We start from the raw sequence: 26,450 nt of genomic DNA, 5'->3' as shown, positions 1-26,450 counted from the left end.
AAGAGGAGACTGATTTGGCAGGAACACGGCGCTTCAGGGCAGCGTTTTCTCCTACCGTAGACTGCGCTATTCTCGTCGCAGCGTTTGAAAAAGGTTTTGCCGCCGACGAAGGCGTCGCCCTTGAACTGATCAGAATGAACGGACCGCGCGATATTCTGGGCGCGTGGTCTTCAGCCGAACTCGATGGCGCACATCTATCCGTCTCGTTGCCGGTTGCTCTCGCTCTACCATCGGCTGACGTTGAAGCCGATCTCATCGTTCCCTTCATTCTCGCGACCGGCGGCTCTACGCTCGTGGTCAGCTCTCTACTATACGATGATCTGGTCGAGCAGGGTATGAAGATCCCGGATCCAGGATCGGTTGCCCGTGCGCTTTCTCGCGTTGCCATGGCGCGTCAAAAAGCCGACCTGCCACCCCTGATCTTCGCCACGGAACACTCCTCGTCGACATCGACCTACGAGCTTCTCTATCTCATTGCCAGCACCCGCCTGATCGGCAAAGACGATGTGACGACCGTGGAAGCGGCACCCGCCAACATGCCAAGCCTGCTGCGAGACGGCAGCATCGACGGCTTCTATGTGGGTGAGCCCTATGGAAGCGCGGTCACGATGGAAGGGGAGGGGCGGATCGTCACCACCAAATCGCATATCTGGCAAAATGGGCCCGAAAAGGGGCTCGCCGTTTCGAGGCAGTGGGCAGAAACGAATGAGCAGACGCTGCACGTGGTCCTGCGCGCCTTCTATCGCGCAGGCGAATGGTGTGCCTCCGCCGCAAACAGGGAGGAGCTGGCCGATCTTCTAGCCTCGCCCACCTATCTTGACTGTGAGATCGACCACGTTCTTGCCTCTCTATCCGGTTTCATCCCGCACTCGCCCGCCCGATTGCTGGAATGCCACGACTTCTTCTGCGTGAGTGGGAATGCTGCGAACTTCCCATGGCAAAGCCAGGCTCTCTGGTTCTTCAACCAGATGATCCGCTGGAACGAATGCCCGCCACAGGCCGCCGCTGCCGAGAGCGTTCGAGACGCCGCTGCCGAAGTCTTTCGGCCGGACATATTCCGCAAGGCCGTGCGACCGATCTTCGCGCCGGTGCCGGCGGCGAATATGAAGCTGGAAGGAACGCTCAACACGCGGGTCTATGTTGGCGCCGATCGCGCACCGCTTCTTCTCGGGCCGGATACCTTCTTCGATGGCGAGATCTTCGATCCTGAGAGCTTTGCCACCCATCACGAAAGCTGATGGCGCTTTCGATCGAGATCGTCTTGGTAGCGACCGGCCCCCGGTGCCTCATGACGCATGCCGATTTGCACGGCGATGCGTTTCTCTGTTAAACCCGATGCGCTGATATTGGCGAATAGCGTGGGCTCCCTTATCTAACCCTTGCTGAAGCGGATGGGGTTGGGCATGGCACAAGCGGATAAAAAACAGATCGAACAGGCTCTGGAGCAGGTCATCTATCCAGGGAGCGACAAAAGCATCGTCGCACTCGGCATGGTCTCGGAAATCTTCCTGAGCGATTCGAAAGCCTACTTCTCCCTTACCGTGCCCGCAGATCGCGCCAAGGAGCTGGAGCCTCTGCGGCTTGCGGCGGAAAAGGCGACACTTGGCGTTCCAGGCGTCAAGGCAGCCGTGGTGGCTTTGACCGCCAATAGCAGGCCGAGCAACGCCTCAAATACCCCGGCGCCAAAGGCCCGACCGGCAGCACCGAGACCTGCGCCACAGCAGGCAAAGGCTGGCGTTCCCGGCATCGGCTCGATCATCGCGGTCGCCTCCGGCAAGGGTGGGGTTGGAAAATCCACCACCGCCGTCAATCTCGCTTTGGGTTTGCAGGCGCTGGGTTTGCGCGTTGGCGTTCTCGACGCCGATATTTACGGCCCTTCCGTCCCGAGGCTTCTCGGCATATCAGGCCGACCAAAGCAGGGCGAAGGCCGCACCATCATGCCAATGGAAAATTACGGCCTGAAAGTCATGTCCATGGGTTTCCTCGTGGATGAGGAAGCTGCCATGATCTGGCGCGGGCCTATGGTGCAATCGGCCCTGATGCAGATGCTGCGCGAAGTCGTCTGGGGAGAACTGGACGTTTTGGTTCTCGATATGCCGCCCGGAACCGGTGACGTGCAGTTGACGATCGCCCAGCAGGTGCCTCTGGCAGGTGCTGTCATCGTCTCCACGCCTCAGGATCTGGCACTCATCGATGCGCGCAAGGGCATCACCATGTTCCGCAAGGTCGAGGTGCCCCTTCTCGGCGTGATCGAGAATATGAGCTACTTCATCGCGCCGGATACCGGCAAGCGATACGACATTTTTGGCCATGGCGGTGCGCAAGCCGAGGCGGAGCGTATCGGCGTTCCATTCCTGGGTGCTGTGCCTCTGACCATGTCGATCCGCGAAACGTCTGATGCCGGGACGCCGATCGTCGTCTCCGAACCGGATGGCCCACAGGCGCAATCCTACAGGGAGATTGCACAAAAGGTGTGGACAGAGATTGGAAGAGGCACCGCCCGCACGGCGCCGAAGATCATATTTGAATAGAACACCTTGAAAATCTTACGGAAAATGGGCCGATATCGATGCACTGACTGCATATCTATCGAGCACGGCAAGCAGGCCCGCAAGATTTAGGCTGAGTAAAAAGCCTATTAGTAGCTTGTATTTAATGATTTTTTCTTAAGTGTTGTGAGTGCAGACGCAACCCAGCCTAAAGCCTTAGACGAAAATACCGCTTGATTCTTTACCCTGTTGGGAGCATAGCCCGGCGCCGTTTGAACCGCAGTCTTGCTCATGCGTTTGCGGACGCTACGGATGATGTGTTAGATCGACCAGCCGATGACAATCGGCGCCGCGGACCGGAGAAACTGATTGATAAAAGCCTATCGCTCGAATTGCGAGGCGATCAGCCTGTCTGCTGACGGGGATCTTGCGCATTTATCCGAAGACATCGTCTGGATCGATCTCATCAACCCTCACCGTGACGAAGAGAAGCGCGTCGAAGCCCTGCTTGGCGCCGAGCTTCCGACGCGCGAGGATTTGAAGGATATCGAGCCTTCCAGCCGCCTCTATACGGAAGACAATAATGTCTTCATGACGGCGTCGCTCGTCTGGAAGGCAGATTCGTCCGATCCCCAATTGACCGACGTTGCTTTCATTCTCGTCGGAAACCGGCTGGTGACGATCCGCTATGCGGAGCCGAAGTCGTTCAATATCTTCATCGCCGCCATCACCCGCACGCCGCATGAAATCCGCAGCGGTGCGGTTCTGCTTTTGAAGCTGCTCGAAACGATCGTCGACCGGACGGCCGAAATTATCGAGAACACTGTGGTCGGTATCGACCATGTTGCGAAGGGAATCTTCGGCGGCGAGGCGCGCAGTAAGCGCAAGGAACCTCGCTATCTGGAAGACAAGATTGCTGAAATCGCTTCCTTCCATCGCCTGGTCTCGAAAGTGCGCGACAGTCTGACGTCACTTGCGCGCGTCCAGTCTTTCCTGCACGCGACGACCCTCGTTCAGGAGGACAAGGATGCCAAGGAAATGGGAGCGTCGATCGCGCGCGACATCCATTCGCTGTCCGAGCACGTGTCCTACATTTCCGGCAACCTGACCTTTCTGCTGGATGCATCGCTTGGCATTATCAATGTCGAGCAAAACGCCATCATCAAGATTTTCTCCATCGCTTCGGTGGTCTTTCTGCCACCGACGCTGGTGGCCTCCATTTACGGAATGAACTTCGCGCGCATGCCGGAATTGCAGTGGGCCTATGGCTATCCGCTTGCAATCTTCGTTATGCTGATATCGGCGATCATCCCGTTTATCGTTTTTCGCTGGAAGGGCTGGCTTTAAAGGCCAGGATTCATATGCCTAATGCGTTTGAAAAAGACATGCTCGATAAGCCTGACGTCGAGGACCGCCACCAGCAAGGCCTGTTTGCGGCCATGCTCGGTTCCATCGGCGTCGTGTATGGCGATATCGGCACGAGCCCTCTCTATGCGTTCAGAGAAGCGCTGAAGCCGATCTCCCAGGACGGGCTGACGGAGGCTGAAGTCATCGGCCTTATCTCACTGATGATCTGGTCTCTGACGATCATCGTCACGATCAAATACATCTGTTTTCTGCTGCGCGCGGACAATGATGGCGAAGGCGGCACGCTCTCGCTTCTTGCTCTCCTGATGAAGAGAGCAGGCGCTCGGCGCAATTTTCTCATCATGCTCGGCCTGATTGGTGCTGCCCTCTTCCTGGGCGACGCGATGATCACGCCCGCGCTTTCGGTCCTTTCCGCCGTGGAAGGCCTGAAGCTCGTGACGCCGCAGATGGATGAATTCATTATTCCCATTTCGCTTGTCATTCTGGTCGGTCTCTTTGCCATCCAGTCCCATGGCACAGAAATCGTCGCAAAGTTCTTCGGCCCGATCACAGCCGTCTGGTTCATCGTGATGGGCCTTGTCGGGCTCCTGCATATCTCCGATGACTATAGGATCCTCTATTCGTTCAATCCGGTCCATGCCGTCGAGTTTTTGATGAATGAGGGCTTTTACGGCCTCGTCGTGCTGGGTGCAGTCTTCCTGACGATTACGGGTGCAGAAGCGCTTTATGCCGATCTGGGTCATTTTGGACGCAAGCCCATTCAATGGGCCTGGTTCGCGCTGGTCTTTCCCGCACTCACGCTGAATTATCTCGGCCAAGGCGCACTGGTTCTGAAGGACCAGTCGACCATGTCCAACCCCTTCTATCTGATGTTTCCGCAATGGGCGCTGCTGCCGGCGGTTATCCTTGCGACGGCTGCCACGATCATCGCCAGCCAGGCGGTCATCACGGGTGCCTTTTCGATGGTGCGCCAGGCGATCAACCTCGGCTACCTGCCGCGCATGGAAATCCTCTTCACCTCCGAGACCAACACCGGGCAAATCTATCTGCCGTCCGTCAACACGGTGCTGCTCTTTGGCGTCGTCGCCCTGGTGCTCACCTTCAAGAGTTCCGATGCGCTCGCCACCGCCTACGGCATCTCCGTTACCGGCGCGATGGTCGTGACCAGCCTGTTGTTCTTCCAGTTTGCCCGCAGCCACTGGAAATGGTCGCTGCCGCTCACCCTCCTGGTGGTTCTGCCCTTTATCACGCTTGAATTGATCTTCCTCGGTGCGAACCTCTTGAAGATCCACGACGGTGGCTACGTGCCGGTCCTGCTGGCTATCGCCTTTACCGTCATCATGATGACGTGGCAGCGCGGCTCCAAAATTCTCTTTGCCAAGACCCGCAGAACCGACGTGCCGCTGAAGGCCTTCGTCGCCTCCGTAGAAAAGGAAAGCGCGCATGCGCCGGTGCGCATCCCCGGCACGGCAATCTTCCTGACGGGCGATCCCGAGACGGCACCCGCCGCCTTGCTGCACAACCTCAAGCACAACCACGTTCTGCACGACAAGAACGTCATCCTGACGATCCGCACGGAAGATACGCCGCGCGTTCACCCGGACAAACGCTACACCATGACCAAGGTCAGCGAGCGCTTCGTCGTGGTGGAATTGCATTTCGGCTTCATGGAAACCCAGAACGTCACCCAGGCACTCGGCTATCTGCGACGCACTGGCTACAAGTTCGACATCATGTCGACCTCCTTCTATCTGGGACGTCGAAAACTGGTGCCGGATTCGAAGTCCGCCATGCCTGGATGGCAGAACAGGCTATTCATCGCTTTGGCTGAAAATGCTGCTGACCCATCCGATTACTTCCGCCTGCCGACAAACCGCGTCGTCGAACTGGGCTCACACGTGGTCATCTGAGCCCTCGTTGTAAAAGCCGTTGCACGCGTCGCTTTCCGATGGAGAGCGGCGCGTTTTAGTATCTGGCCACACATTAATGTGAGGTGGCTTTCAGAGGCGCCTCGTTAACCAAGCATCAAGGTTAATGAGAGATTATCCGGTTGTGTAGCAAGTCGTTTGCGTGTGTCCGGAGTCATGGTTTTGCGTTCAAGAAAAGTATCGCGTCGCGGGCCCCTCATTGCCTATGAGAAGTGGACCTCGCCTATTGTCTTTGGCCTTGTGGCCTGGCTTGCGTTCCCCTCCCTTGCAGCGCGTGCCGATCTGGCTTCGCTTCTTGCCGGTCTTGACGCTGGCGGCGAACAGTGGCGCATGGTGCTGACCAACTCCCCAGCGGGTTCCGTCCACAATGCTTCCCTGGCCTTCAATGATGCGAGCGATACCGCCGCCATCACCGGCGCAGGCATGACGCTTCCCGATGGCCGCAAGGTTGCTTTCGTCACCAAAAAGGGTGGCCATGAGACGACGCCCGATAGCGAACGCGTCAATCGCGCCGCCAAGAAGGGCAGGGTGATCGCCACCGAAGTCATGCAGCCGCCGAAAGCCTTTACCGCCGGCTCCGTTCTTCAACGCACCAGCATGATCGACATCGAGCCGCTGAAGCGCAAGGATCGCACCGCCTTCGTCAAGCCGAAGAAGAGCAAGGAGATCGAGCTGGCCTCCTTCTATTTCCGTCGCGATGAGAAGAAGGCCGACAGGACGGTCTCACCGATGTTGGCGGATCTGGTCACCAACCGCACCCCGGATATATTGGCGACAGCCTATGCGCCGCCGGAGCCAGACTTCGCCCGCGAGTCGCCCTTCGACGCCATCCTGAAAAAACCGGATACCGGCCGCTTCATCCCGCCGATCACGCCAGACGATCACGCCTGGGCTGCGACACCGCTGCCAGCGGAAGCCTTCTCCGCGGCAGAGCAGCAATGCCTGGCCTCCGGCATCTATTTCGAGGCCCGAGGCGAGTCGATCAAAGGTCAGGCGGCTGTCGCCCAGGTCATTCTCAACCGTGTGCGCAACCCCGCCTATCCGAAAACCATCTGCGGCGTGGTCTATCAGAACAAGGACTGGCGTAACCGCTGCCAGTTCTCCTTCGCCTGCGACAACATCAAAGACCGCGTCAATTCCGAGCGGCACTGGAAGATGGCGCGTGAAGTTGCCATGGCGACGACAGCCGGCAAGATCTGGCTGAGCGAAGTGGGCTCTGCAACCCATTATCACGCCATTTATGTCCGACCCGCCTGGGGCAAATCCATGAAGAAGGTCGGCAGGATCGGATTGCATGTCTTCTACCGTACCTATGGCGGTGGCTGGAGCTAGAACGTTTCCATTTCACAAGCGCGCGCTGTCGCGATCACGCGGATTTGCCTGCAAAACTCGTGTCAAAAATGCCGATTCCATCAGCAAACCGTGCCAAGAATCCGTGCTTGTCGTTCAAGCGACTGATTTTGCTTGGAAAATTTGTGCTGAAACAAGCGCCGACGGTGCCTTGACTAGCGAAGTCCCTAAAACTATGTTGCGCGCGACTTCAGAGCGGGCTGGAACAGGCTAAAAGCCCTGCCGTTTACAACTCCAAAGGGTTCTGGCATCGCTGGAACGGAGATAAAGGGCAGGATTTGAAAATGACCGGCAACCGTAACGATAGTCTGGACGAGCGCCGCAGGCGCCTTGCCGAGGGATTGGCCAAGGTTCATGCGGAGGACGAAGCGGAGAGGCGGACGGAGCAGAGCGCGGAGGAAAGCCGGAAAGGCTTTGCGATGGCGATCAAGCTCTCTTCGGAGTTCATTTCCGCAATTATTGTCGGCGCGATGCTGGGTTATCTTCTGGACTATTTTGCCGGCACGTCGCCGTGGGGGATGATCGTTCTTCTTCTTCTCGGTTTCTGTGCGGGCGTATTGAATGTCCTGCGGTCCGCAGGGGTAGTGGCCAAGTCGCCGCTTCTCAAGGACGGGCTGGGGAAAGATCAGGGTGGGGAGAAAAACGGCTAAAGCCGCTCTTTCCATGGAATATAGATGCGAGGTGCCGCGGTTTTGCGGCAACAGGTAAAGAGGGCAGCCGGTGGCAAACGATCCGACTCATCAGTTCTTGGTGCAGCCGATTATCCCGATCAACATCGGTGGCGTCGATTTTTCGTTCACCAATGCGTCGCTTTTCATGGTCGCAACGGTCGCTGCGGCGTCGGGCTTCCTTTATTTCGCAACGTCGAACCGCGGTCTGATCCCAGGTCGCATGCAGTCCGTTGCTGAAATGTCCTATGAGTTCATCGCTTCGATGCTGCGTGAAGGTGCAGGCAAGAAGGGAATGGTCTTCTTTCCCTTTGTCTTCTCGCTCTTCATGTTCGTGCTGACGGCCAATCTCCTTGGCATGTTCCCGTATTTCTTTACGGTCACCAGCCAGATCATCGTCACCTTCGCGCTGTCCTGCCTCGTCATCGGAACGGTCGTCGTTTACGGTTTCTATAAGCACGGTCTGCACTTCCTCGGTATCTTCGCACCGTCGGGTGTTCCGGCAGTCCTTCTGCCTCTGGTTTCTTCCATCGAGGTCATTTCCTTCCTCTCGCGTCCGATCAGCCTTTCCGTTCGTCTTTTCGCGAACATGCTGGCAGGTCACATCACGCTGAAGGTGTTCGCAGGTTTTGTCGCTTCCATGAGCGCGCTTGGCGCGATCGGTGTCGGCGGAGCGATCCTGCCTCTCCTCATGACGGTCGCCATGACCGCTCTCGAATTTCTCGTCGCCTTCTTGCAGGCATATGTCTTCGCGGTACTGACGTGCATGTACCTGAACGACGCCGTGCATGGTGGTCACTGAGAAGTAAAGTCGCTGGCCCCGGAACCGGGTGTCAAAAAACAGCCGCAACAACCATTTCAAGGAGCTTAATATGGAAGCGGAAGCAGCAAAGTACATCGGCGCAGGTCTCGCATGCCTCGGCATGGCTGGTACGTCCCTCGCTCTCGGCCGTATCTTCGGCGATTTCCTCTCCGGCGCACTGCGCAACCCGTCTGCCGCTGACAGCCAGTTCGGCCGTCTGGTATTCGGCTTCGCCGTTACGGAAGCTCTGGGCATCTTCTCGCTGCTCGTTGCTCTCCTTCTCCTGTTCGCTGTCTAATAACAGCATCAGGTTTGGATCACGGCTCGCAAACGGCGTGCCGTGATCCTTCGCATTTGCAGTACCCCTGGAGGTGAGCATGTTCGTGACCGAGGCTCTTGCCCAGTCAGCAGCGCCGTCAACCGGAACGACGACGGAAACACCCGCTGTCGGCCAGACGGCCCCGGAAGCAACGCATACGGAAACCGGAGTGGCGCATGACGCCGGTCACGGGTCCGGCGTATTTCCGCCATTCGATTCGTCGACCTACGCATCCCAGCTTCTGTGGCTGGCGATTTCGTTCGGCCTTTTCTACGTGCTCATGAAGAAATTCATCGTGCCGCGCGTCGGTGGCATCCTTGAGGATCGTCATGGCCGTATCGCACAGGATCTCGATGAAGCCTCCCGGCTGAAGTCCGAGGCTGATGCCGCGATCGAAACCTATGAAAAAGAACTTGCCGCAGCACGCGCCAAGGCCGGATCCATCGCATCCGCTGCCCGCGACGCTGCAAAGGCAAAAGCCGATGCGGACCGCGCAGCAGTCGAAGCGGAACTGGCTGAGAAGCTTTCCGCTGCCGAAGCGCGTATCGCGTCCATCAAGCAGCAGGCCTTGGCCGATGTCGGCACAATTGCTGAAGAAACCGCGACCGCTGTCGTCGATCAACTGATCGGCACGAAGGTCAAAGACACCGATGCCAAGGCAGCTGTTGCCGCGGTATCCGATGTGAAGGGAGCTTAAGATGGCGTTTGATGCATCATTCTACGCACTCGTAGGCCTTATTCTCTTCTTCGTGCTGATTGCCTACCTCAAGGTTCCAGGCATGCTGGCAAGCTCGCTCGACGAGCGCGCCAAGAACATCACCGAGGAACTGGCGGAAGCCAAACGCCTGCGCGAAGAAGCTCAGCATCTGCTGGCGGAATATCAGCGCAAGCGCAAGGAAGCGGAAGCGGATGCAGCAGCCATCGTTGCTGCGGCCGAACGCGAAGCCGCCGCTCTGACCGCCGAAGCCAAGGCGAAGACGGAAGAGTTTGTCGCTCGCCGTACCGCGCTTTCCGAGCAGAAGATCAAGCAGGCCGAAACAGATGCGATCGGCGCTGTTCGCTCTGCCGCAGTCGACATTGCAATCGCAGCGTCTGAAAAGCTGATCGCCGAAAAGACGACGGCTGCTGCCAAGGGCAAGCTGTTCAAGTCTGCCGTCGGCGAAGTGAAGTCTCGGCTGAACTAAGCCCAGGCGCGATCTGCACGCATTGAATATTCAAAACCCCTTCGGGTCACCCCCGAAGGGTTTTTTTGTTGTTATGCTCCTAAGATCCGAAACCGAAGGCACCATCACCTTTCACAGAACGCCGCACAGAGTGTGCGGCGGTTTCGCGCGGCATGCTTCAGGCACAAGCATTGGCGCCAACAGGACCGTCCGGATATTGCCCGACCGCCAAGTATTGGTCTTTGCTTATGTCACGCGAAACAGAGTGGCATAATAGAAAATTCCTCAGCGCTAGGCATTGTTGCTCTTGATCGTCAGTCTCGGAGGCCAGGGTCGCTTACTTTATGAAACGTTTAAGATAAAAATAACATAAGATATAACTTAATTAAATATAAACCTTATTTGATAATATTTAGTCTTAAGCGTCGCGGGCAATCCAGTTGGACCAGTCTCGCGCCCTTCACTGCAAATGATTTGTAGCGAGGCTTTAAGCCGGACACGCGTCCAAGATCATGACCATATAGTTATTTGGGGAAGACACTATGAAACTATCGCTTGGCAAGGTTCTTGCGGCGCTGTCCGGGATCATGATTCTTGTGGCGGGTGTGCAGGGCGTCTCCTCAATCAGATCCATGTTGCAGATCGAGGACGGGATCGACGTTATCGTCCGTCAACGAGTTCCAGGTTTCATCGTTATTGGCGCTATCAATGCCGATATCGGCAGCATTAGAAACGCGCAGGGCGCCATCGTTATTGCAGATCCGGACGCGCGGGCCGATTTTCAGGCTGAATTATCCAAGGCAGATAGTGCACTCACTGCAAAGCTGAAGGAATACCAGGAATATCTCGTCGATGATGCGGATAAGCAGCACTTCGAAAGCTTCAACGCGCGCTGGGCCGCGGCCCAGGGCAAGTGGGCGCAGGTACTGGCCCTTGTCGAGGCCAATAAGATGGACGAGGCCAGATGGCTGTTTTCCGGTGGCGCGTTGAATGCTTACGACCAAGCCAAGACCAGCCTTCAGGAGGCGGTTGACGACATCGAGATGGATGTGCGTGCTGAGGGCGATGTGACCGTCGCCACCGCCGGTACGGCGATCACACTCAACTACATCGCGCTTGCCGTCGCGATGACCATCGGTCTGGGTGCCGCGATCTTCGGCAATCGTTACATCGCAAGGCCGCTCGTGCAGATGACGGCAGTCATGCGCAGGCTGTCCTCCGGCGATACGCGGATCGATATCCCGGGCCGTCACCGCAAGGACGAAATCGGCTCCATGGCGGAGGCCGTCGAGGTCTTCCGTCAGGGCGCTATCGAAAACAAGCGGCTTGAGGCCGAGTCGGAGCAAAACCGCAAGCGCGCCGAAGCAGAACGGGTGGAGGCGCAGCGAAAGGCTGAAGCTGACGCAGAGGAACGACTGCGCGTGGCGACATCGGGTCTGGCGGCAGGGCTTCGCCGGCTTGCCTCCGGGGATCTGGCATTCCGTCTGAACGAGACCTTTGCGCCTGATTTCGAGCCACTCAGAACCGACTTCAACCACTCCATTCAGCAGCTCGGTAATACGCTGACGGAAATTTCGCGCGCGATCGAAACGATGAACAGCGGAACCCGTGAGATTGCCGAGGGCTCGGCAGATCTCTCCCGGCGTACAGAGCAGCAGGCTGCGACCCTCGAACAAACCGCTGCGGCACTGGATGAGATCACCGTCAACGTGGCGAACTCCACCAAGCGCGCCCGGGAGGCGACAGGCGCTGCAAGCGAAGCCAACCAGGCCGCGAAGGTCTCCGGCAATGTCGTTGCAGCGGCAGTCGACGCGATGCAGCGTATTGAACATTCCTCTGGCCAGATTTCCAATATCATCGTGGTCATCGACGAGATCGCCTTCCAGACCAATTTGCTGGCGCTGAACGCCGGCGTCGAGGCGGCACGCGCTGGCGAAGCTGGCAAGGGCTTCGCAGTCGTTGCTCAGGAGGTGCGCGAATTGGCGCAGCGTTCTGCCCAGGCCGCCAAGGAAATCAAGGAGCTGATTGGCAAGTCGTCGCATGAGGTGGAGAGCGGCGTGAAGCTGGTTCAGCAGACCGGCGATGCGCTCAAGACGATCAGTCACCACGTCGAAGCCGTCAATGAGCACATGGGCGCGATTGCCACCTCATCCCAGGAACAGGCGACGGGTCTTTCGGAAGTGAACACAGCCGTCAACCAGATGGACCAGACGACGCAACAGAATGCCGCCCTCGTGCAGGAAACCACCACCGCAACCTCTGCACTGGCGACAGAAAGCGAGAGGCTGCGTGCGCTACTCGAGCAGTTCAAGCTGGCCGATCACGCGCAGCAAGGTGCCAACCGAGAGGGCTATATGCGTATGGCCGGTTGATGGACGGAAAGGCGCTCTTCAACCACCGGGGAGAGTGCCAGCCTATCAGGCGACGTCGGCTTCGGCAGCATCCTGCCGAAGCGGCCGAAAGCTCATTCGATGAAGTGAGCAGGCGCCATGGGCTTCGATGGCCCGAAGGTGCACGGGCGTTCCGTAACCCGCATGAAGCTCGAAGCCGTAGGCGGTATGCACAGTCCCGGCCCGCTCCATCATCCGGTCTCTTGTAACCTTGGCGATGATCGACGCGGCAGCAATCGACAGGGATCGCGCATCTCCCTTGGTCACGGCCTTTGCTTCGCAAGACATGCCCGGCGGTTTGTCGCGCCCATCGGCCAACACCAGCCGAGGCGCAAGCTCAAGCCCAAGGACGGCGCGGCGCATGGCATCGAGGCTTGCGCGCAGTATATTGATCCGGTCGATCAGCACCGGACCGGATGACGCAACGGAGACGATCGAGGTTTCCACGATCTTCGTAAACAGCACTTCCCGCTTTGCCTTGGTGAGCTTCTTGGAATCATCAAGGCCGTCAGGAATATTGTCGGGATCAAGAATGACGGCGGCGGCAACGACCGGACCGGCCAAAGGGCCTCGGCCAGCCTCATCGGTCCCGGCCACGGGCCACAGGCCGCGCTGGCGTGCTTCTAGCTCCATGCTGAAGTCGGGGCTCGCCGGAGCAAGATCGAACAGGGCAGGAGAATCGGATGCTGTGCGTCGCTTCATGCGGCGGAAACTTGCACAGACACCCGATCTCCCGCAAGCCCCCGGTGCGGCGATAGACAACCCGTAGGGCGTGGTTGTCATCCATGGCTCAAGAGGCCAGGGTCGTTTTCCTATAGGGCGGCGGAAAACGAGAAATCGCACGCGAGGCGGCGGAACCGGGGGCAATGCCGGTACGTCAGGGACGCGCACCGAACATTTCTTCGAAGAGGGGCTTCACAGCCGTGGTTTCGGCGCAGCTCTGTGGAGACGCGCCAAGAACCCATGTCGTAAGCGGTAGCTGGACCGAGCGTCTCCTTCCTTCAAAGCAAGGAGAGCTGCACGCCGGCACCGCTGGGTGGGGCAAAGAGATCGTCACGCAGCTGGATGCCCCTGCGAATGAGACCGAGCCTTTTAGTCGCCATTTCGAAGCGGCGGCTGATCTGCCACGCATAGGGTCCAGCACCCTTCATGCGCTTGCCAAACTCCGAGTCATATTCCTTGCCGTCGCGCATGGAGCGCACCAGCGACATGACATGGCGGTAGCGATCCGGGTAGTTGCGCAGCAACCAGTCACGAAACAGCGGGCTGACCTCAAGGGGTAGACGCAGCAGCACATACGAGGCCTCTGTCGCACCGGCGGCTTTACCAGCCTCCAGCACCAGCTCGATCTCATGATCGTTCAATGCTGGGATGACAGGGGCCATCATCACGGCCACTGGTATGCCAGCCTCCGTAAGCGTCTTGACTGCCTCCAACCGTTTCGATGGCGTCGAGGCGCGGGGCTCCATGCTGCGGGCAAGTTTGCGATCGAGCGTTGTCACCGAAATGCCGACCTTGACGAGACCCTTCTTTGCCATGGGCGCCAGAATATCGATGTCGCGCGTGATCAGCGCCGATTTCGTGACAATGGCGACCGGATGTTCCGCCTTGGCCAACACCTCGAGAATCTGGCGCATGATCCGCCATTCCTTTTCGATCGGCTGGTAGGGATCGGTATTGGTGCCGATTGCAATCACCCGCGCCTTGTAGCCCGGCTTGGAAAGCTCGCGTTCCAGAAGCTTGGCGGCGTCCGGCTTGGCAAAAAGCTTCGCTTCGAAGTCGAGGCCGGCCGAAAGTCCCATATAGCTGTGCGTCGGACGGGCGAAGCAATAGATGCAGCCATGCTCGCAGCCGCGATAGGGATTGATCGATCGGTCGAAGGGGATGTCAGGCGATTCGTTGCGGGTAATGATTGTGCGCGGCTTTTCCACCTGCACATCCGTCTTGAACTCCGGCAGTTCTTCGATGATGTCCCAGCCATCGTTAAAGGCTTCATGCTGCAACGTCTCGAAACGACCGCCAGGATTGATGCCCGCACCTCTGCCGCGACGACGATCGATTTCGATCCTCAGGCCAGAGTCATCTGCCAGAGCATTGGCAATATCCGGCGTATGGCCCGGCTGATAGGCAGCCTGCCCCGAAAGCACTTGGTGTCTCATCTGATGCTCCTGACCGGCCTGCGCCAGCGAATTGGATGAAACGATTCCTACGCTAAATATGAGAACAATACAAGAACAAAAGAACTTGGTAGCGCTTTCTCGCGCGGTATGCTGCGCGAGGAGGAGCGCTGCAAAGCAAGAAACAATGGAACTGTCCTGCTGCATTGCATCATTTTGCCGGGTGCCACGACAGAAAATCCATTTGGGTTTCCATGGCGATGCTGTAGGAACTTTATCGTCTGGAACGCACCACAAGTGACGAGAACATGCTGACAGTCATCATGGAATGCCGAAACCAAGAGCCCGAGCTTGCGCATACGCTTTCGGCGCTGGTGACGGGCGCCGTGAAGGGTTTGATCAGCGACGTCATTATTCTCGACCACGCCTCACACGATGGCTCGGCGCGGGTCGCCGAAGCTGCCGGTTGCCGCTTCCATCAGCGCTGGGAGATCGGCGATGTCATTCAATCGATCCGAGGCGAGTGGGTGTTGCTGATCGAGCCGGGCAGCCGTCCGCAGGGCGGCTGGATTGAAGATATTCTCGAATATATGGCGCTAAACGAGCGGCCCGCGCAATTCTCTCCATCGCGCTATTATAAAAAGCCTTTTCTGAAGCGACTGCTTCGCCGCGGTCCGCCACTGGAATTCGGCCTGTTGCTGCGCAAGCAGGATGCGCTCCAACTCGCGAAATCCGGCCTTCCGCCGAAGGAATTTTCAAAATCCCAGAAGCCGCGCAGACTGACCGCGGAGTTGGTGCCAGCATGGGCGCTGCGTCCAACGCGATAGGGATCAGCCCTTCGTGCGGCGCAGATGCTCGTCCAGCCGTGGCATGATTTCCACGAAGTTGCACGGCATGTGGCGATAATCAAGCTGCGCTTTCAAAATGCCGTCCCACGCGTCCTTGCAGGCGCCTGGTGAACCCGGCAGAACGAAGACGAAGGTTGTGTTGACAAGCCCGGCGGTGGCGCGTGACTGGATGGTGGATGTGCCGATCTTGTCATAGGAGATGCGGTGGAACACCTCTGAGAAGCCGTCCATGCGCTTGTCGAACAGGGGCTCCAGGGCTTCCGGCGTCACGTCGCGCCCGGTAAAGCCCGTGCCACCCGTGGTAATGACCACATCGATTTCATCCGACAGCGTCCAGCCTTGCACCTTTTCGCGAATGGCGCCTACGTCATCGGGCACGATCGCACGATCCACAAGACGGTGGCCTGCCTCCTCGATCCGTGCCGCCAGCGTGTTGCCGGATTTGTCGTCCGCCAAAGTGCGCGTGTCAGAGACGGTCAGAACGGCGATACCGACCGGAATGAATTGCCGCTCTCCACCCGTGTTCTTCTCACTCATGACGCTCTCCCTGCAATCGTTCTGGTCTCTTGAACATACCATCCGGGCTTCTGTTCCCGAAGCGATGCTGCTGCGGCCTCCGCTTTCTCCCAGTCGGAAAAAATGCCGAAGCATGTGGCGCCCGAACCGGACATGCGCGCAACATCCGCGCCCTGTGAATGAAGCATTGCCAGCATATCACCGATCTCCGGCAGAAGCTTCACGGCTGGAGGTTGCAGATCGTTTCTGAGCGCGTCCATCATCGAAAGCCAGGAGTGTCCTTGATCCTCAAGCGGTGCGGGAAGGGGTGCATTCTGCTTCTCCTTCAGTAGCCGGAAGACATGCGGTGTCGAAACCCCCTTGAGCGGGTTGACCAGCACCAGCGACAATTGAGGAAACTGCGGAAGAAGCGTAATCTCTTCTCCAATCCCCTGTGCGATCAGTGGCTGGCTGGCAAGACACATCGGTACGTCCGCACCGAGTATCAACGCCATGTCGTTCAAGGTCTTGTCGTCAATATGCAGTTGCCAGTGGCGGATCAATCCACGCAAGGCTGCCGCGGCATCGGCCGAACCGCCGCCAATCCCAGAGGCGACCGGCAGGTTTTTCTCCAGGTGAATGGCAACGGGCGCTGGTGTGAGCCCGCTTTTCTGCACATGGCCGCGAAGGAGATCGCGCGCCTTCAGCACAAGATTGTTGCTCGCATCCGACTGAAGAAGCTCCGAGGCAAATCGCCCGGAGATCGAAAAGCTGTCTTCGGCGGCACCGCGAATGCGGACGACATCGCCTGCTTCGGTAAAGGTCACCAGCATGTCGAGGAGGTGGTAGCCGTCCTCCCTTTGCCCCGTCACATGCAGGGCAAGGTTGATCTTTGCCGGAGCGGCATCAACAGTATCGACCGCTCCCTTCCCATCAGTCGGATCCATCCGAGGTCAGGATTTTTTGTCCGGGGCAGGGGCCGGCGGTGCAGGTGGCGGGGGAGCCTGATCCTTTTTCGCGGTGTTCTCCGCGTCCTTTTCCAACGGCGGCAGGCCGTTGGCGATCTTTTCCTTCACCTTCGCCTTGTCTACATCGTCGCTATCGCCGATCAGCGCGCGGTTCCACTGGTAGACTGCTTCCAGCTTGCGACCGACACGCCAATAGGCGTCACCAAGGTGGTCGTTGATGGTGGGGTCCCCGGCGCGAAGCTCGATCGCACGTTCCAGTTCGGTTACGGCTTCATCGAAAGCGCCAAGACGATAATGCGCCCAACCGAGCGAATCGACGATATAGCCGTCATTGGGGCGAAGCTCCACCGCGCGGCGGATCATGTCGATGCCTTGGTCGAGGTTCATGTTCTTGTCGACCCAGGAATAGCCGAGATAGTTCAGAACCTGGGGCTGTTCCGGGTTGAGCTCTAGCGCCCGCTTGAAGTTCGGCTCTGCCTTGTCCCACTGCTTCAGACGCTCATAGGCAATGCCGCGCTGGAAGAAGATCGTCCAGTCGGACTTCTTCGGGACCGCGCCGATCACCTCGACAGCCTTGTCGTAATTGGCAGCCATGGCGGCATAGTCTTTGGCGTCCGACAGGACGGCGCCATAGGCGAGGTAGGAGCGAATGTCGTCAGGATCGGATTCGAGCAGCGCCTTCAGATGCTGGCGCGCCTCATCGACCTTGCCGGTCTGTGCCAGTGTCAGGCCAAGCTGCAGCTCGGAAATGCGATGCATCGGCGAGTCGGCCGGCACTTCGCGATAGAATTCGATGGCGCGCTCGGCCTGCTTCTGCGCCTCGGCCAAGCCGCCAAGAAGGATGAGCGTATCGGCACTCTTCGGGTCGAGTGCGCGCGACGCCTGAAGATAGAGCGTGACGATCTCCTCCGCACCTTCGCGGTTCAGCGCACCGGCAATCGAGAACATCACGGAGGCAGCGCCTTCAACGGCGGTCTGAACCTGCTGGTCCGGCTTTTCACCCTTTTCGATGCTCTGGCGCAGCGCCTTCAAGGGCGCGTAATTCGGAGCAAAACCGTCGCCGACGGCAATCGTGTCCAGCGCCTTTTGCTTGTTGCCAGCTTTCGCCTCCAGCCGCGCCAGTGCCATGACGGCGCGCATATAGGTATCGGTTGCGGTCGCGCCGCCTTCACGGTCGGCCACCGCTTCGCTCAGGCTCTTGCGAGCCGCGTCCGTGTTGCCGGTGACGAGCGCAATGGCGCCCGCGTTGTATTTCTGGAAGATCGAGAACCAGCCCGGCCCCTTCATGCCATTGACCATGGCGAGCGCTTCTTTGCTCTTTCCGGCACCAGCGCGCGCCCAGGCAGCAAGAAGCGTATTGACCATGCGGTCCAGATCGTTCGGGCCGCTATATTTCAGGATTTTCTCGGCGGAGGAGAATTCTTTGTGCTTGATGGCGGCAAGTGCACGCACGATCGTCGTCACGCGCTCTACCGAGCTGTCGTCCTTCAGGCTGTCGGCAATCTTGGCGCCGGCCTCGAAGTCGCCGCTCAACAGTTGCGCGATCATCAGGCGCTGGCGAATCTCGGTGTTGGCCGGATCAAAATCCAAAGCCTTCTGGTAAAGGGTGATGGCGGTCGCGTAATCCTGGTCGACATCCGCGGTGCGGGCAGCCAGAAATGCGCCTGAAAAGGTGGTGACCCGACCAGGATCGAACTTGACGGCCTCTTCCGCCTTATCGGCGGGCTTCGTCTCTGCCAGCGCGGCAGAGCCTGCGCCAAGCGTGAGTGCGGCAATGAAGGCCGCGCTGCAGAAAAGACGAAATGCTGGATTGCGCCGCATGAAGGAACCCTTGCTTGTGTGCTTCCGCACTGAAAAATCAGCTTCAAACTTGACAGCGCCGGGCACCACATCTGCCTTTGATCACTGTTAAGGTTGAGATAGACACGCCATCGGAAACCGGAATCGGTTCAGAAAGCGGTGCATCACGTCACGATAGAATGGCTTTTTTGAAGCAGGCCTGCAACAAATTCTGCTGCCGCTCTCCATTTCGCCGACCACTCCTCTTTCGAGGAAAACTCTGCCGCGCCGTCAGTTGACGCGCTCGATGCAGAAGTCGATCACTTCCATCAACGCATCCTTCCACGGGCTCTTCGGCATTGGTGCGAGCGCATCGCGTGCGATCGTGCCGTAATGGTTGGCGCGAGAGATCGTGTCCGTCAGGCCGTTATATTTCTTGATGAGACCGAGCGCGACCTCGAGATTTTCATCCGTGCTCTCGCCATTTTCGATCGCGCGTTTCCAGAAGGCCCGCTCGTCGGTGGTGCCACGACGATACGACAGGATGACCGGAAGGGTGATCTTGCCCTCGCGGAAATCATCACCCGTGTTCTTGCCGAGATCTGCCGATTTGCCACCGTAGTCCAGAACGTCGTCGACAAGCTGAAACGCAAGGCCGAGATTCATGCCGTAGGATTTCAGCGCGCCGCGCGTCGCCTTGTCGGTCTTGGCAACGATCGGTCCGACTTCGGCAGCGGCCGCGAAAAGCGCGGCGGTCTTGGCGCGGATAACCTGGAGATAGTCGTCTTCCGTCGTTTCCATGTTCTTGGCGACGGAAAGCTGCAGCACTTCGCCTTCGGCAATCACGGAAGCGGCAGTGGAGAGCACATCCAGCGCGTCCAGCGAGCCGACATCCACCATCATGCGGAAGGCCTGACCGAGCAGAAAGTCGCCGACCAGGACGCTCGCCTGGTTGCCCCAGATGGTGCGCGCGGTCGACTTGCCGCGGCGCAGATCGCTTTCGTCCACCACGTCGTCATGCAGCAGCGTTGCGGTGTGCATGAACTCGACGCTGGTAGCGAGCTTGATATGGTGGTCGCCATCGTAACCGAACATGGAGGCGGAGGCGAGAGTCAGCATCGGGCGCAGCCGCTTGCCACCGGAAGAGATCAGGTGGTTCGCCACTTCCGGGATCATCTGCACATCCGATCCGGCCTTGGAGAGGATCAGTTGGTTGACGCGTTCCATGTCCGGACGGGTCAGATCGACAAGCGGCTTGACGGATGCGAGTTTGTTTTTGCTTTCTTCAAGCGGTATGACGACGCCCAACGGAACGGACTCCTATTCGATTTCGGTTTGACAATAGAAAGCGACGATGGTGGCGGCAAGTGTGGAATCGCCTCATGACCTTCAAAAATATGGGAATGCGGAAACTCATTGATGCGTGAATTGATCCGAACAAACGATGCTGTCCTGCTTTCTTTCGCAGAAAGCCTGATGAAGGATGCCGGCATTCATTGCATGATTGCCGACCAGGGCATGAGCATTCTGGAAGGTTCGCTTGGGCTTCTGCCCCGCCGTTTCCTCGTCGAGGCTTACAGGTCAGAGCAAGCGCGCCGCATCCTCATCGATGCGGGCCTTGCCGACGAACTGCGAGACGAGGCCTGATCAACGATGACGTCGGAGACCGTCGACGCATTTCACCGGGGTCGGTTTCATCTGGTCCAGCCGAAGGGCAGGGGACACAGGGCAGGCATGGATGCCATGCTGCTTGCCTCGCTGGTGGCAGATGACCAGCCGTGCCGCGTGGCCGACCTTGGTGCTGGCGCCGGTGCAGCCGGATTTGCCGTTGCAGCGCGTCTGGAGAATGCCGAAGTCACGCTTTTCGAATATGCCTCCGAGATGGTCGATTTCGCCAGGCGCAGCATCGCGCTTCCGGAAAACGCACACCTTACGGATCGCCTAACCGTCCATCAAGCGGATGTAACCTTGCGCGCCAGTGCCCGTGCCGAAGCCGGCCTTATCGATGATCATTTCGATCACGTCATCATGAACCCGCCTTACAATGATGCGGGAGATCGCAAGACACCGGATGCCTTGAAGGCGCAGGCCCATGCCATGACGGATGATCTCTTCGAGCATTGGATCAGAACGGCAGGTGCCATCTTGGCGCCGGGTGGGCAGCTCTCCCTGATCGCCCGCCCCCAATCGGTGGCCGATATCATCTCCGCATGCGGGCGCCGCTTTGGTGGGATGGAGATTACCCTTATCCATCCAAGACAAGGAGAAAACGCCGTGCGAATGCTCGTGACGGCGATCAAGGGCTCCCGCGCGCGTCTGACCTTCCGCGCGCCGTTGATCATGCATGAAGAGGACAGCCACGCCTTTTCAGCCGCTGTCGATGATTTGAACAACGGACGAGCCGCCTATCGCCGCAATCACAAAACTGTGCGCTCTTCTGGCTGAAACCGCTGGCGAAAAACGCTATCCGGCAAAACGAATTTCCAGGGCCACCATTGCGTTTGCGAGCGCGATACATACATCCCTTTTCGAGATAAACGACGAAGAGGATGAAGATGGCCGGGTTTTTGAAGCGCATTGTTCCGAAGCGATTTCGCAAGCAGGAATTGGTCGTGCCGGTGGTGCGCATGCATGGCGCGATCATGGCGGGTGGCAGCCAGCTTCGCCCGGCTCTCAACCTCGCAGGCTATGCGCTACTGCTCGACAAAGCCTTCGGCATGAAGGATGCGCCGGTCGTCGCCATCTCACTGAATTCTCCTGGCGGTTCGCCGGTCCAGTCGCGGATGATCTACAACCGCATTCGCCAGCTTGCCGAAGAGAAGGACAAGAAGGTTCTCATCTTCGTCGAGGATGTCGCAGCCTCCGGCGGCTACATGATTGCACTGGCCGGTGATGAGATCATCGCCGATCCCACATCCATCGTCGGCTCCATCGGCGTTGTCTCCGGCGGCTTCGGCTTTCCCGAAATGCTGCGCAAGATCGGTGTGGAGCGCCGCGTCTATACGTCCGGCGAAAACAAGGCGATCCTCGATCCCTTCCAGCCGGAGAAGGAAGGCGACATCGAGTACCTGAAGTCGCTCCAGTCTGAAATCCACAACGTCTTCATCGACATGGTCAAGCTTCGCCGTGGCGCGAAATTGAAAGACGATCCGGCTCTGTTCTCCGGCCTGTTCTGGACAGGCATGCGTGGCGTCGATCTCGGCCTCGTCGATGGCCTCGGCGACATGAAGGACGTGCTGCGCCGACGCTATGGTGAAAAGGTTAAACTGCAACTGATCAGCGGTGCAAGAAACCTGTTCGGTAAAAAGGTGCCGGGTGTCGATCTTTGCGCACAGGCAATCGCTGCCTCCGCCGCTTCGGGACTTGCAGAAGTTGCCGAAGAAAAGGCATTGTGGGCCAGATACGGATTGTGATGGACGCGATTTAAATGGCCCAATTGATAACGCTCGCCCTGCTCGTGATCGGGGCGATCATCCTCTACCGGCGATTTGTGACGGATGCCGAGAAGCTGTCCGCCAAATCGAAGCGGCAGGAGAAGGAGCGCCAGACGGGCGCGACCGGCACCTTGGTCAAGGACCCGACGACGGGCGAATATCGCGTCAAGAGAGAAGACGAGGTATAAGAGGAGGCGTCGTTCGCTGGCCGCGATGATTGCCATACTTGCTCATCGTGACAACTTCCACGACGAACCGACAAGCGTGAGGGCGCAACCGCGGCTACCAGCCGCCACCACCGCCGCCGCCGCCACCAGATCCGGAAAAGCCGCCTCCTGAGAAACTCGATGATGACGACTGTGGAATCGTCGCCGAGATGGTTGACGCCACGGAGGACGAGAACGGACCGATCCAGTCGCTGGGGCCTTTCACGAGACCGTAGTACCAGCCCGGCACATAGTTTTCGGAATCCTCTGTCGCTTTTGAAAACCACCTCTCGAATGCCTCGGTCCAAGGTTCCTCGACATTGAGCGCCACTGCATAGGGCAGCAGTGTTTCAAAATGCTGCGGCGACATTGTCGGCGCCCCTTGCATGTTCATCCGGTCTTTTTCCGCGACACGCAGATAAAGACGCAAGCCTTCAATCTCATCCATGATTTTGCGCCCGAGCGGTGTCGGAGCACCCATCAATGAGAAGAAGAGTAGGTTGATCAGGACGATAAGGCCGGCGGCGCCAAGGCCAATCGAGTTTGGATCGTGAGTGATCTCGAACCAGGCGGCGCCGATGATGTAGCCACCGAATGCGACGATCCCGTATGCCAGCAGCGATAACAGCGCAATCCCGCCGAGCTTGTCCTTGAGTGATGCCTTAGGGTGCAGGAGGTCCCCGATCCAAATCGTTAATAGCGCGATCATTACTGGCACACATACGTAAGCGACGAGCATGAACTCCCACATGTTGTCTTTGTGTTGAGAGAAATACACCGTTCCAATTACAAAGGCGGCGCTGACAAGGAAGCCTACCGCGCTGTAGATGATGTTACTCTTGAAGTACCTGCCTTTATGTTCCTTTTCGACAGCAGCGAAAAAACGCTTTCCCATTTTCTCAACGGCCCTGCCGGTATCCTCGTTAATGGTGAAGCTATGACTGGGTGGCCCGATGGTCGTGAGCAGTGTTTTCTGGCCGACAGGCAGGCTGTCGTCCATTTGCTTGTGAGTGCGATGCATAATGATGGCGTCGTCCAGATTCTCGATCTCGACATAGCCTTTGACGGCAAGATCGAGCGCGCTGGCGGAAACGGCCGTCCAGCCATCTTCTTCAAAACCCTGATGGTCGATATAGTTCATCAGCCCGGGTGAGATACCCTCAGGCGGGTCCCAGCGCGGCACGACGATCCCCGCGGCAGGATCTCGGCCAACCGCGTGCCACGCCTTGAAGTAATAGGCCAGTACGACCAGCAGACCGACGCATCCGATGATCATCGTCTTATGATCGCGCATCCACCATTCACGCTGTAGTACAGTGGACAGTGTATCAAGCACACCCTTCGGCAGCTTCACCGCCACTGTCATCCCTTCGCCCTTGCTGAAGGGGCGGGTCGATACGAACGAGATCCTGTTGCCTTTGGTGAAGGCGTGCGCATCCTTGCCCACCGCGCCGAGTGGGCCGGTGAAAAATGCGGTCTCGCTCGGGCTTGTTCCTTCCGGCAACAAGATGGTGGCAGAAACATCCCGCATCGGAAATTCCCAGCCAGTGCCTGTCACGTTCCAGGTCAACTCGTCATAGGTGTCGAAGTGGCGGATCTGTCTGTCCGTGGTGTAGGTGATTTGAAAGACATGATCGCCCTTCGTCAGTAGGCGATCGGCGTCGCCGACATAGATGCGAATACCGCCATCAATCCATTTCGTATCCCAGTATTCCACCGCACCGTCACGCTTTACCGAGACGATATTGAAGCCGACTTTGGTGAGCTTGCCGTCAGCATCCAAAGTGTAGAGCGGAAAATCCCGATAGATACCGTGCTTGATGCGATCCCCTTCTGCCCTGGCCTTAATGGTTTCGGTCACAGTCAGCTCGCCATTTTTGGCGATGGTGATCGTGGAATCGTAGGAGAGTATGAATTCTTCGGCGGAGGCCGGCAGCACCATGGCGAGAAAGAAAAACAGCGCAAGAAATCTGGCAAAAGTGGTCGTCACGTAAAGTCGTCTCCAGATGTCCGGCTGTCGTCAAGTCGTATAGAAATGGTGGATGGCGCCAGGCTTTCTCAGCAGCGGGAGCGGTTGGTGCCGTCGGGATATTGCTGACATGACGTCCGCCCTGCGAAGCAAAGTCCGAGATATCGAAGCCTGGGCGTCTTACCAGCCGCCACCACCACCGCCGCCACCGCCAGAGCCGGAAGAACCGCCGCCGCCTGAAAAGCTCGATGAGGAGGAGCTGGGCGGTGCCGGAATGGTCGAGGCAATCGTGGAGGCCATGGAGGAGGAAAATCCGCCGATCCGGTCGCCAAAGCTGTTGTAGTTGCCGTTATACCAGGTCGGCGCATAGGCCGCAGCACCGGCGGACGCCGCGGCAAGCCACGTCTCGAACGCTTTGCTCCAGGGCTTCTCCACACCAAGCGCCACTGCATAGGGCAACAAAGTCTCGAAATGCTGTGGCGACATCTGCGGCGCGCCCTGCATGTTCATGCGGTCTTTCTCAGCCACGGTGAGGTAAAGCCGTAAGCCCTCGATCGCATCCATCAACTGCCGGCCAAGCGGTGTCGGCGCGCCCATCACGAGAACGAAGAGCACATTCAAAAGCACGATGAGCGCCAGCGCAACGACCGCCAACGTGTTGGCATCATGGACGTGATCGAAAAAGATGCGGCCAACGACGCCGGCGATCAGCGAAAAGATCAGAAAGCCCGAGATGGCCATAAAAACGATGCCGCCAAGGCGTGAGAGGACGCCGCGTCCGCGACGGCGCTGTTTGCCGTAGATGGTGGCGCTGACGGCAAAGAACACCGCCGCCATCGACAGCGAAATGATGGTACCGATATCGCCTTCATCGAAACTGCCAAAGATCAAGGCGGCGACGATGACGCCAAAGCTGAGGACAAGTCCGCCGACGATATAGCCGCTATTGCTCCTGTAATATTTCCCGCGATGCTCTTTTTCGATGGACGAGCGGAAATCCAACCCGACTTTCTGTACCGTCTCGCCATTCGCCTTGTCGATCGTCAAGCTATTGCCGGGAGCACCGATGGAGGACAGCAGTGTCCGTTGACCGACCGGCAAACTGTTCTCGATCTTCTTCTCCGTGCGGCGAATGATCAGGCCGTTCTTGAGATCTTCGATCGTGACGAAGCCTTTGACCGCCAGATCGAGTGCCGTCGCAGACAGCGCAGTCCAGCCACCGTCTGCAAAGCCGCGGCCATCGACGTAATTGACAAGCGCAGGCGACAGGCCCTCTGGCGGATGCCAGCGCGGCACGATCACGCCCGCTGCCGGGTCGCGACCAACGGCCACCCATGCTCTATAGTAATAGGCAAGAACGATCAGCAGACCGAGACCGGCGATGATAAGGGCGAGGCGATCGCGCAGCCACCATTCCCGCTGCTGCGAGGCGGAGGGTGCATCCAGCACACCCTTCGGCAGCTTCACGGCCACCGTCATGCCTTCGCCCGGATAGAAGGGGCGGGTGGAGGCGAAAAACACATCGTTGCCTTCGGTCAGGATGCGCGCGTCCTTGCCCGTGGCACCCAACTTGCCGGTGAAGACCGCCGTATCGCTGGGTCTTACGCCCTCCGGCAAAGAGATTGTCGCGGAGATTTCACGCATCGGAAACTGCCAGCCATTGCCGGTGACGTTCCAGGTCAGCTCGTCGTAGCTATCGAAATAGCGGATCTGCCGATCGGTGGTGTAGGTGATCTGAAAGATGTGTTCGCCGGTGGGAAGAAGGCGATCGGCATTTCCGGTGAAGATGCGAATGCCGCCGTCGATGTTTTCCGTGTGCCAGTCTTCCGGCGCGCCGTCGCGCTCCACCGAGAGAATCTTGAAGCCGACCTTCGTCCGGTTGCCGCCCTTGTCGAGCGCATAAAGCGGGAAGTCGCGGAAAATGCCGCGCTTGATACGGTCACCTTCAGCCCGTGCCGTGATGGCTTCTGTCACCGTCAGTGTCCCGTCTTTGGCGACATCGACGATGGAATGATAGGAGCTGATGAATTCTTCGGCGGAGGCGGGCAGCACCCATGCGAGCAAGAGGCAAAGCCCGAGAAGTCTGGCGAACATGGTCTTCACGTGCGATCTCTCCAGATGGTGTGTGCTTCTCGAGCCGATCCGTAGCGCCAAGCG

24 protein-coding genes are annotated in these 26,450 nt (G+C 58.4%); 16 read left to right on the top strand and 8 right to left on the bottom strand.

Annotation, left to right across the window (positions count from 1 at the left end; translation table 11 throughout):
• The first annotated feature begins 14 nt into the window (after positions 1-14).
• The 11 genes from ACTJK5_RS09120 (at position 15) to ACTJK5_RS09070 (ending at position 12,459) form a co-directional block, all read left to right on the top strand.
• Complete coding sequence (locus ACTJK5_RS09120) at positions 15-1,238, top strand: ABC transporter substrate-binding protein (RefSeq protein WP_335322831.1); 1,224 nt, start codon at positions 15-17, stop codon at positions 1,236-1,238.
• Between the two features lie 165 nt (positions 1,239-1,403).
• Entirely contained in the window at positions 1,404-2,531 is a 1,128-nt protein-coding gene (apbC, locus tag ACTJK5_RS09115) for an iron-sulfur cluster carrier protein ApbC (protein ID WP_440612222.1), read from the top strand.
• A 327-nt stretch (positions 2,532-2,858) separates the two neighbouring features.
• Positions 2,859-3,836, top strand: a complete 978-nt coding sequence (gene corA, locus ACTJK5_RS09110; RefSeq protein WP_440612221.1) for a magnesium/cobalt transporter CorA — start codon at positions 2,859-2,861, stop codon at positions 3,834-3,836.
• A 38-nt stretch (positions 3,837-3,874) separates the two neighbouring features.
• On the top strand, positions 3,875-5,767 hold the full coding sequence (locus tag ACTJK5_RS09105; RefSeq protein ID WP_165807420.1) for a potassium transporter Kup: 1,893 nt from the start codon (positions 3,875-3,877) through the stop codon (positions 5,765-5,767).
• A 174-nt stretch (positions 5,768-5,941) separates the two neighbouring features.
• Complete coding sequence (locus tag ACTJK5_RS09100; protein WP_440612220.1) at positions 5,942-7,117, top strand: cell wall hydrolase; 1,176 nt, start codon at positions 5,942-5,944, stop codon at positions 7,115-7,117.
• A gap of 302 nt (positions 7,118-7,419) precedes the next feature.
• On the top strand, positions 7,420-7,785 hold the full coding sequence (locus ACTJK5_RS09095; RefSeq protein WP_440612219.1) for an AtpZ/AtpI family protein: 366 nt from the start codon (positions 7,420-7,422) through the stop codon (positions 7,783-7,785).
• A gap of 70 nt (positions 7,786-7,855) precedes the next feature.
• On the top strand, positions 7,856-8,605 hold the full coding sequence (locus ACTJK5_RS09090; protein WP_062438540.1) for a F0F1 ATP synthase subunit A: 750 nt from the start codon (positions 7,856-7,858) through the stop codon (positions 8,603-8,605).
• Between the two features lie 70 nt (positions 8,606-8,675).
• Entirely contained in the window at positions 8,676-8,903 is a 228-nt protein-coding gene (locus ACTJK5_RS09085) for a F0F1 ATP synthase subunit C (protein WP_027673924.1), read from the top strand.
• A 79-nt stretch (positions 8,904-8,982) separates the two neighbouring features.
• Positions 8,983-9,621, top strand: coding sequence for a F0F1 ATP synthase subunit B (locus tag ACTJK5_RS09080; RefSeq protein WP_112358859.1), 639 nt, complete (start codon positions 8,983-8,985; stop codon positions 9,619-9,621).
• 1 nt (position 9,622) lies between these two features.
• The gene (locus tag ACTJK5_RS09075) at positions 9,623-10,108 is read left to right on the top strand and encodes a F0F1 ATP synthase subunit B (RefSeq protein WP_062425952.1); all 486 of its coding nucleotides are present in this window, start codon (positions 9,623-9,625) and stop codon (positions 10,106-10,108) included.
• A gap of 521 nt (positions 10,109-10,629) precedes the next feature.
• Positions 10,630-12,459, top strand: coding sequence for a methyl-accepting chemotaxis protein (locus ACTJK5_RS09070; protein ID WP_440612218.1), 1,830 nt, complete (start codon positions 10,630-10,632; stop codon positions 12,457-12,459).
• Between the two features lie 45 nt (positions 12,460-12,504).
• Here ACTJK5_RS09070 and ACTJK5_RS09065 read toward each other — a convergent pair whose 3' ends face one another.
• The gene (locus ACTJK5_RS09065) at positions 12,505-13,179 is read right to left on the bottom strand and encodes a ribonuclease HII (RefSeq protein WP_440612217.1); all 675 of its coding nucleotides are present in this window, start codon (positions 13,177-13,179) and stop codon (positions 12,505-12,507) included.
• A gap of 299 nt (positions 13,180-13,478) precedes the next feature.
• Entirely contained in the window at positions 13,479-14,636 is a 1,158-nt protein-coding gene (locus ACTJK5_RS09060) for a PA0069 family radical SAM protein (protein WP_440612216.1), read from the bottom strand.
• Positions 14,637-14,902: 266 nt separating this feature from the next.
• Between ACTJK5_RS09060 and ACTJK5_RS09055 the strand changes: the two genes are divergently transcribed.
• Positions 14,903-15,421, top strand: a complete 519-nt coding sequence (locus ACTJK5_RS09055; RefSeq protein WP_062425948.1) for a glycosyltransferase family A protein — start codon at positions 14,903-14,905, stop codon at positions 15,419-15,421.
• 3 nt (positions 15,422-15,424) lie between these two features.
• Here the strand turns inward: ACTJK5_RS09055 and moaB are convergent, their stop codons facing one another.
• The 4 genes from moaB to ACTJK5_RS09035 form a co-directional block, all read right to left on the bottom strand.
• Entirely contained in the window at positions 15,425-15,979 is a 555-nt protein-coding gene (moaB, locus tag ACTJK5_RS09050) for a molybdenum cofactor biosynthesis protein B (protein WP_062425947.1), read from the bottom strand.
• The gene (locus ACTJK5_RS09045; RefSeq protein WP_440612215.1) at positions 15,976-16,884 is read right to left on the bottom strand and encodes a 4-(cytidine 5'-diphospho)-2-C-methyl-D-erythritol kinase; all 909 of its coding nucleotides are present in this window, start codon (positions 16,882-16,884) and stop codon (positions 15,976-15,978) included. Before ACTJK5_RS09045 ends, moaB begins: the two co-directional genes overlap by 4 nt.
• A 6-nt stretch (positions 16,885-16,890) precedes the next feature.
• On the bottom strand, positions 16,891-18,726 hold the full coding sequence (locus tag ACTJK5_RS09040; RefSeq protein WP_440612214.1) for a tetratricopeptide repeat protein: 1,836 nt from the start codon (positions 18,724-18,726) through the stop codon (positions 16,891-16,893).
• A gap of 249 nt (positions 18,727-18,975) precedes the next feature.
• On the bottom strand, positions 18,976-19,992 hold the full coding sequence (locus tag ACTJK5_RS09035; protein WP_440612213.1) for a polyprenyl synthetase family protein: 1,017 nt from the start codon (positions 19,990-19,992) through the stop codon (positions 18,976-18,978).
• A gap of 111 nt (positions 19,993-20,103) precedes the next feature.
• On the opposite strand from ACTJK5_RS09035, the gene ACTJK5_RS09030 reads away from it, so the two are divergent.
• From ACTJK5_RS09030 to ACTJK5_RS09015, 4 genes are all read left to right on the top strand, one after another.
• Positions 20,104-20,331: a putative signal transducing protein gene (locus tag ACTJK5_RS09030; RefSeq protein WP_440612212.1), complete on the top strand. Its 228-nt coding sequence runs from the start codon at positions 20,104-20,106 to the stop codon at positions 20,329-20,331.
• 6 nt (positions 20,332-20,337) lie between these two features.
• Entirely contained in the window at positions 20,338-21,129 is a 792-nt protein-coding gene (locus tag ACTJK5_RS09025) for a tRNA1(Val) (adenine(37)-N6)-methyltransferase (protein WP_440612211.1), read from the top strand.
• A 110-nt stretch (positions 21,130-21,239) separates the two neighbouring features.
• Positions 21,240-22,097 (top strand): S49 family peptidase, encoded by an 858-nt coding sequence (locus tag ACTJK5_RS09020; RefSeq protein WP_440612210.1) that lies wholly within the window; start codon positions 21,240-21,242, stop codon positions 22,095-22,097.
• 14 nt (positions 22,098-22,111) lie between these two features.
• Positions 22,112-22,306 (top strand): NfeD family protein, encoded by a 195-nt coding sequence (locus tag ACTJK5_RS09015; protein ID WP_062425942.1) that lies wholly within the window; start codon positions 22,112-22,114, stop codon positions 22,304-22,306.
• Positions 22,307-22,400: 94 nt separating this feature from the next.
• On the opposite strand, the gene ACTJK5_RS09010 is transcribed toward ACTJK5_RS09015, so the two are convergent.
• Positions 22,401-24,314 (bottom strand): DUF2207 domain-containing protein, encoded by a 1,914-nt coding sequence (locus tag ACTJK5_RS09010; protein WP_440612209.1) that lies wholly within the window; start codon positions 24,312-24,314, stop codon positions 22,401-22,403.
• A 159-nt stretch (positions 24,315-24,473) separates the two neighbouring features.
• On the bottom strand, positions 24,474-26,396 hold the full coding sequence (locus tag ACTJK5_RS09005) for a DUF2207 domain-containing protein (protein WP_440612208.1): 1,923 nt from the start codon (positions 26,394-26,396) through the stop codon (positions 24,474-24,476).
• Between the last annotated feature and the right edge of the window lie 54 nt (positions 26,397-26,450).

This window comes from Agrobacterium sp. 22094 (assembly GCF_052046015.1).
Lineage (GTDB): Bacteria > Pseudomonadota > Alphaproteobacteria > Rhizobiales > Rhizobiaceae > Agrobacterium > Agrobacterium cavarae.
Note: the sequence above shows the minus strand (reverse complement) of the source record. Positions and strands in the feature narration are given on the sequence as shown.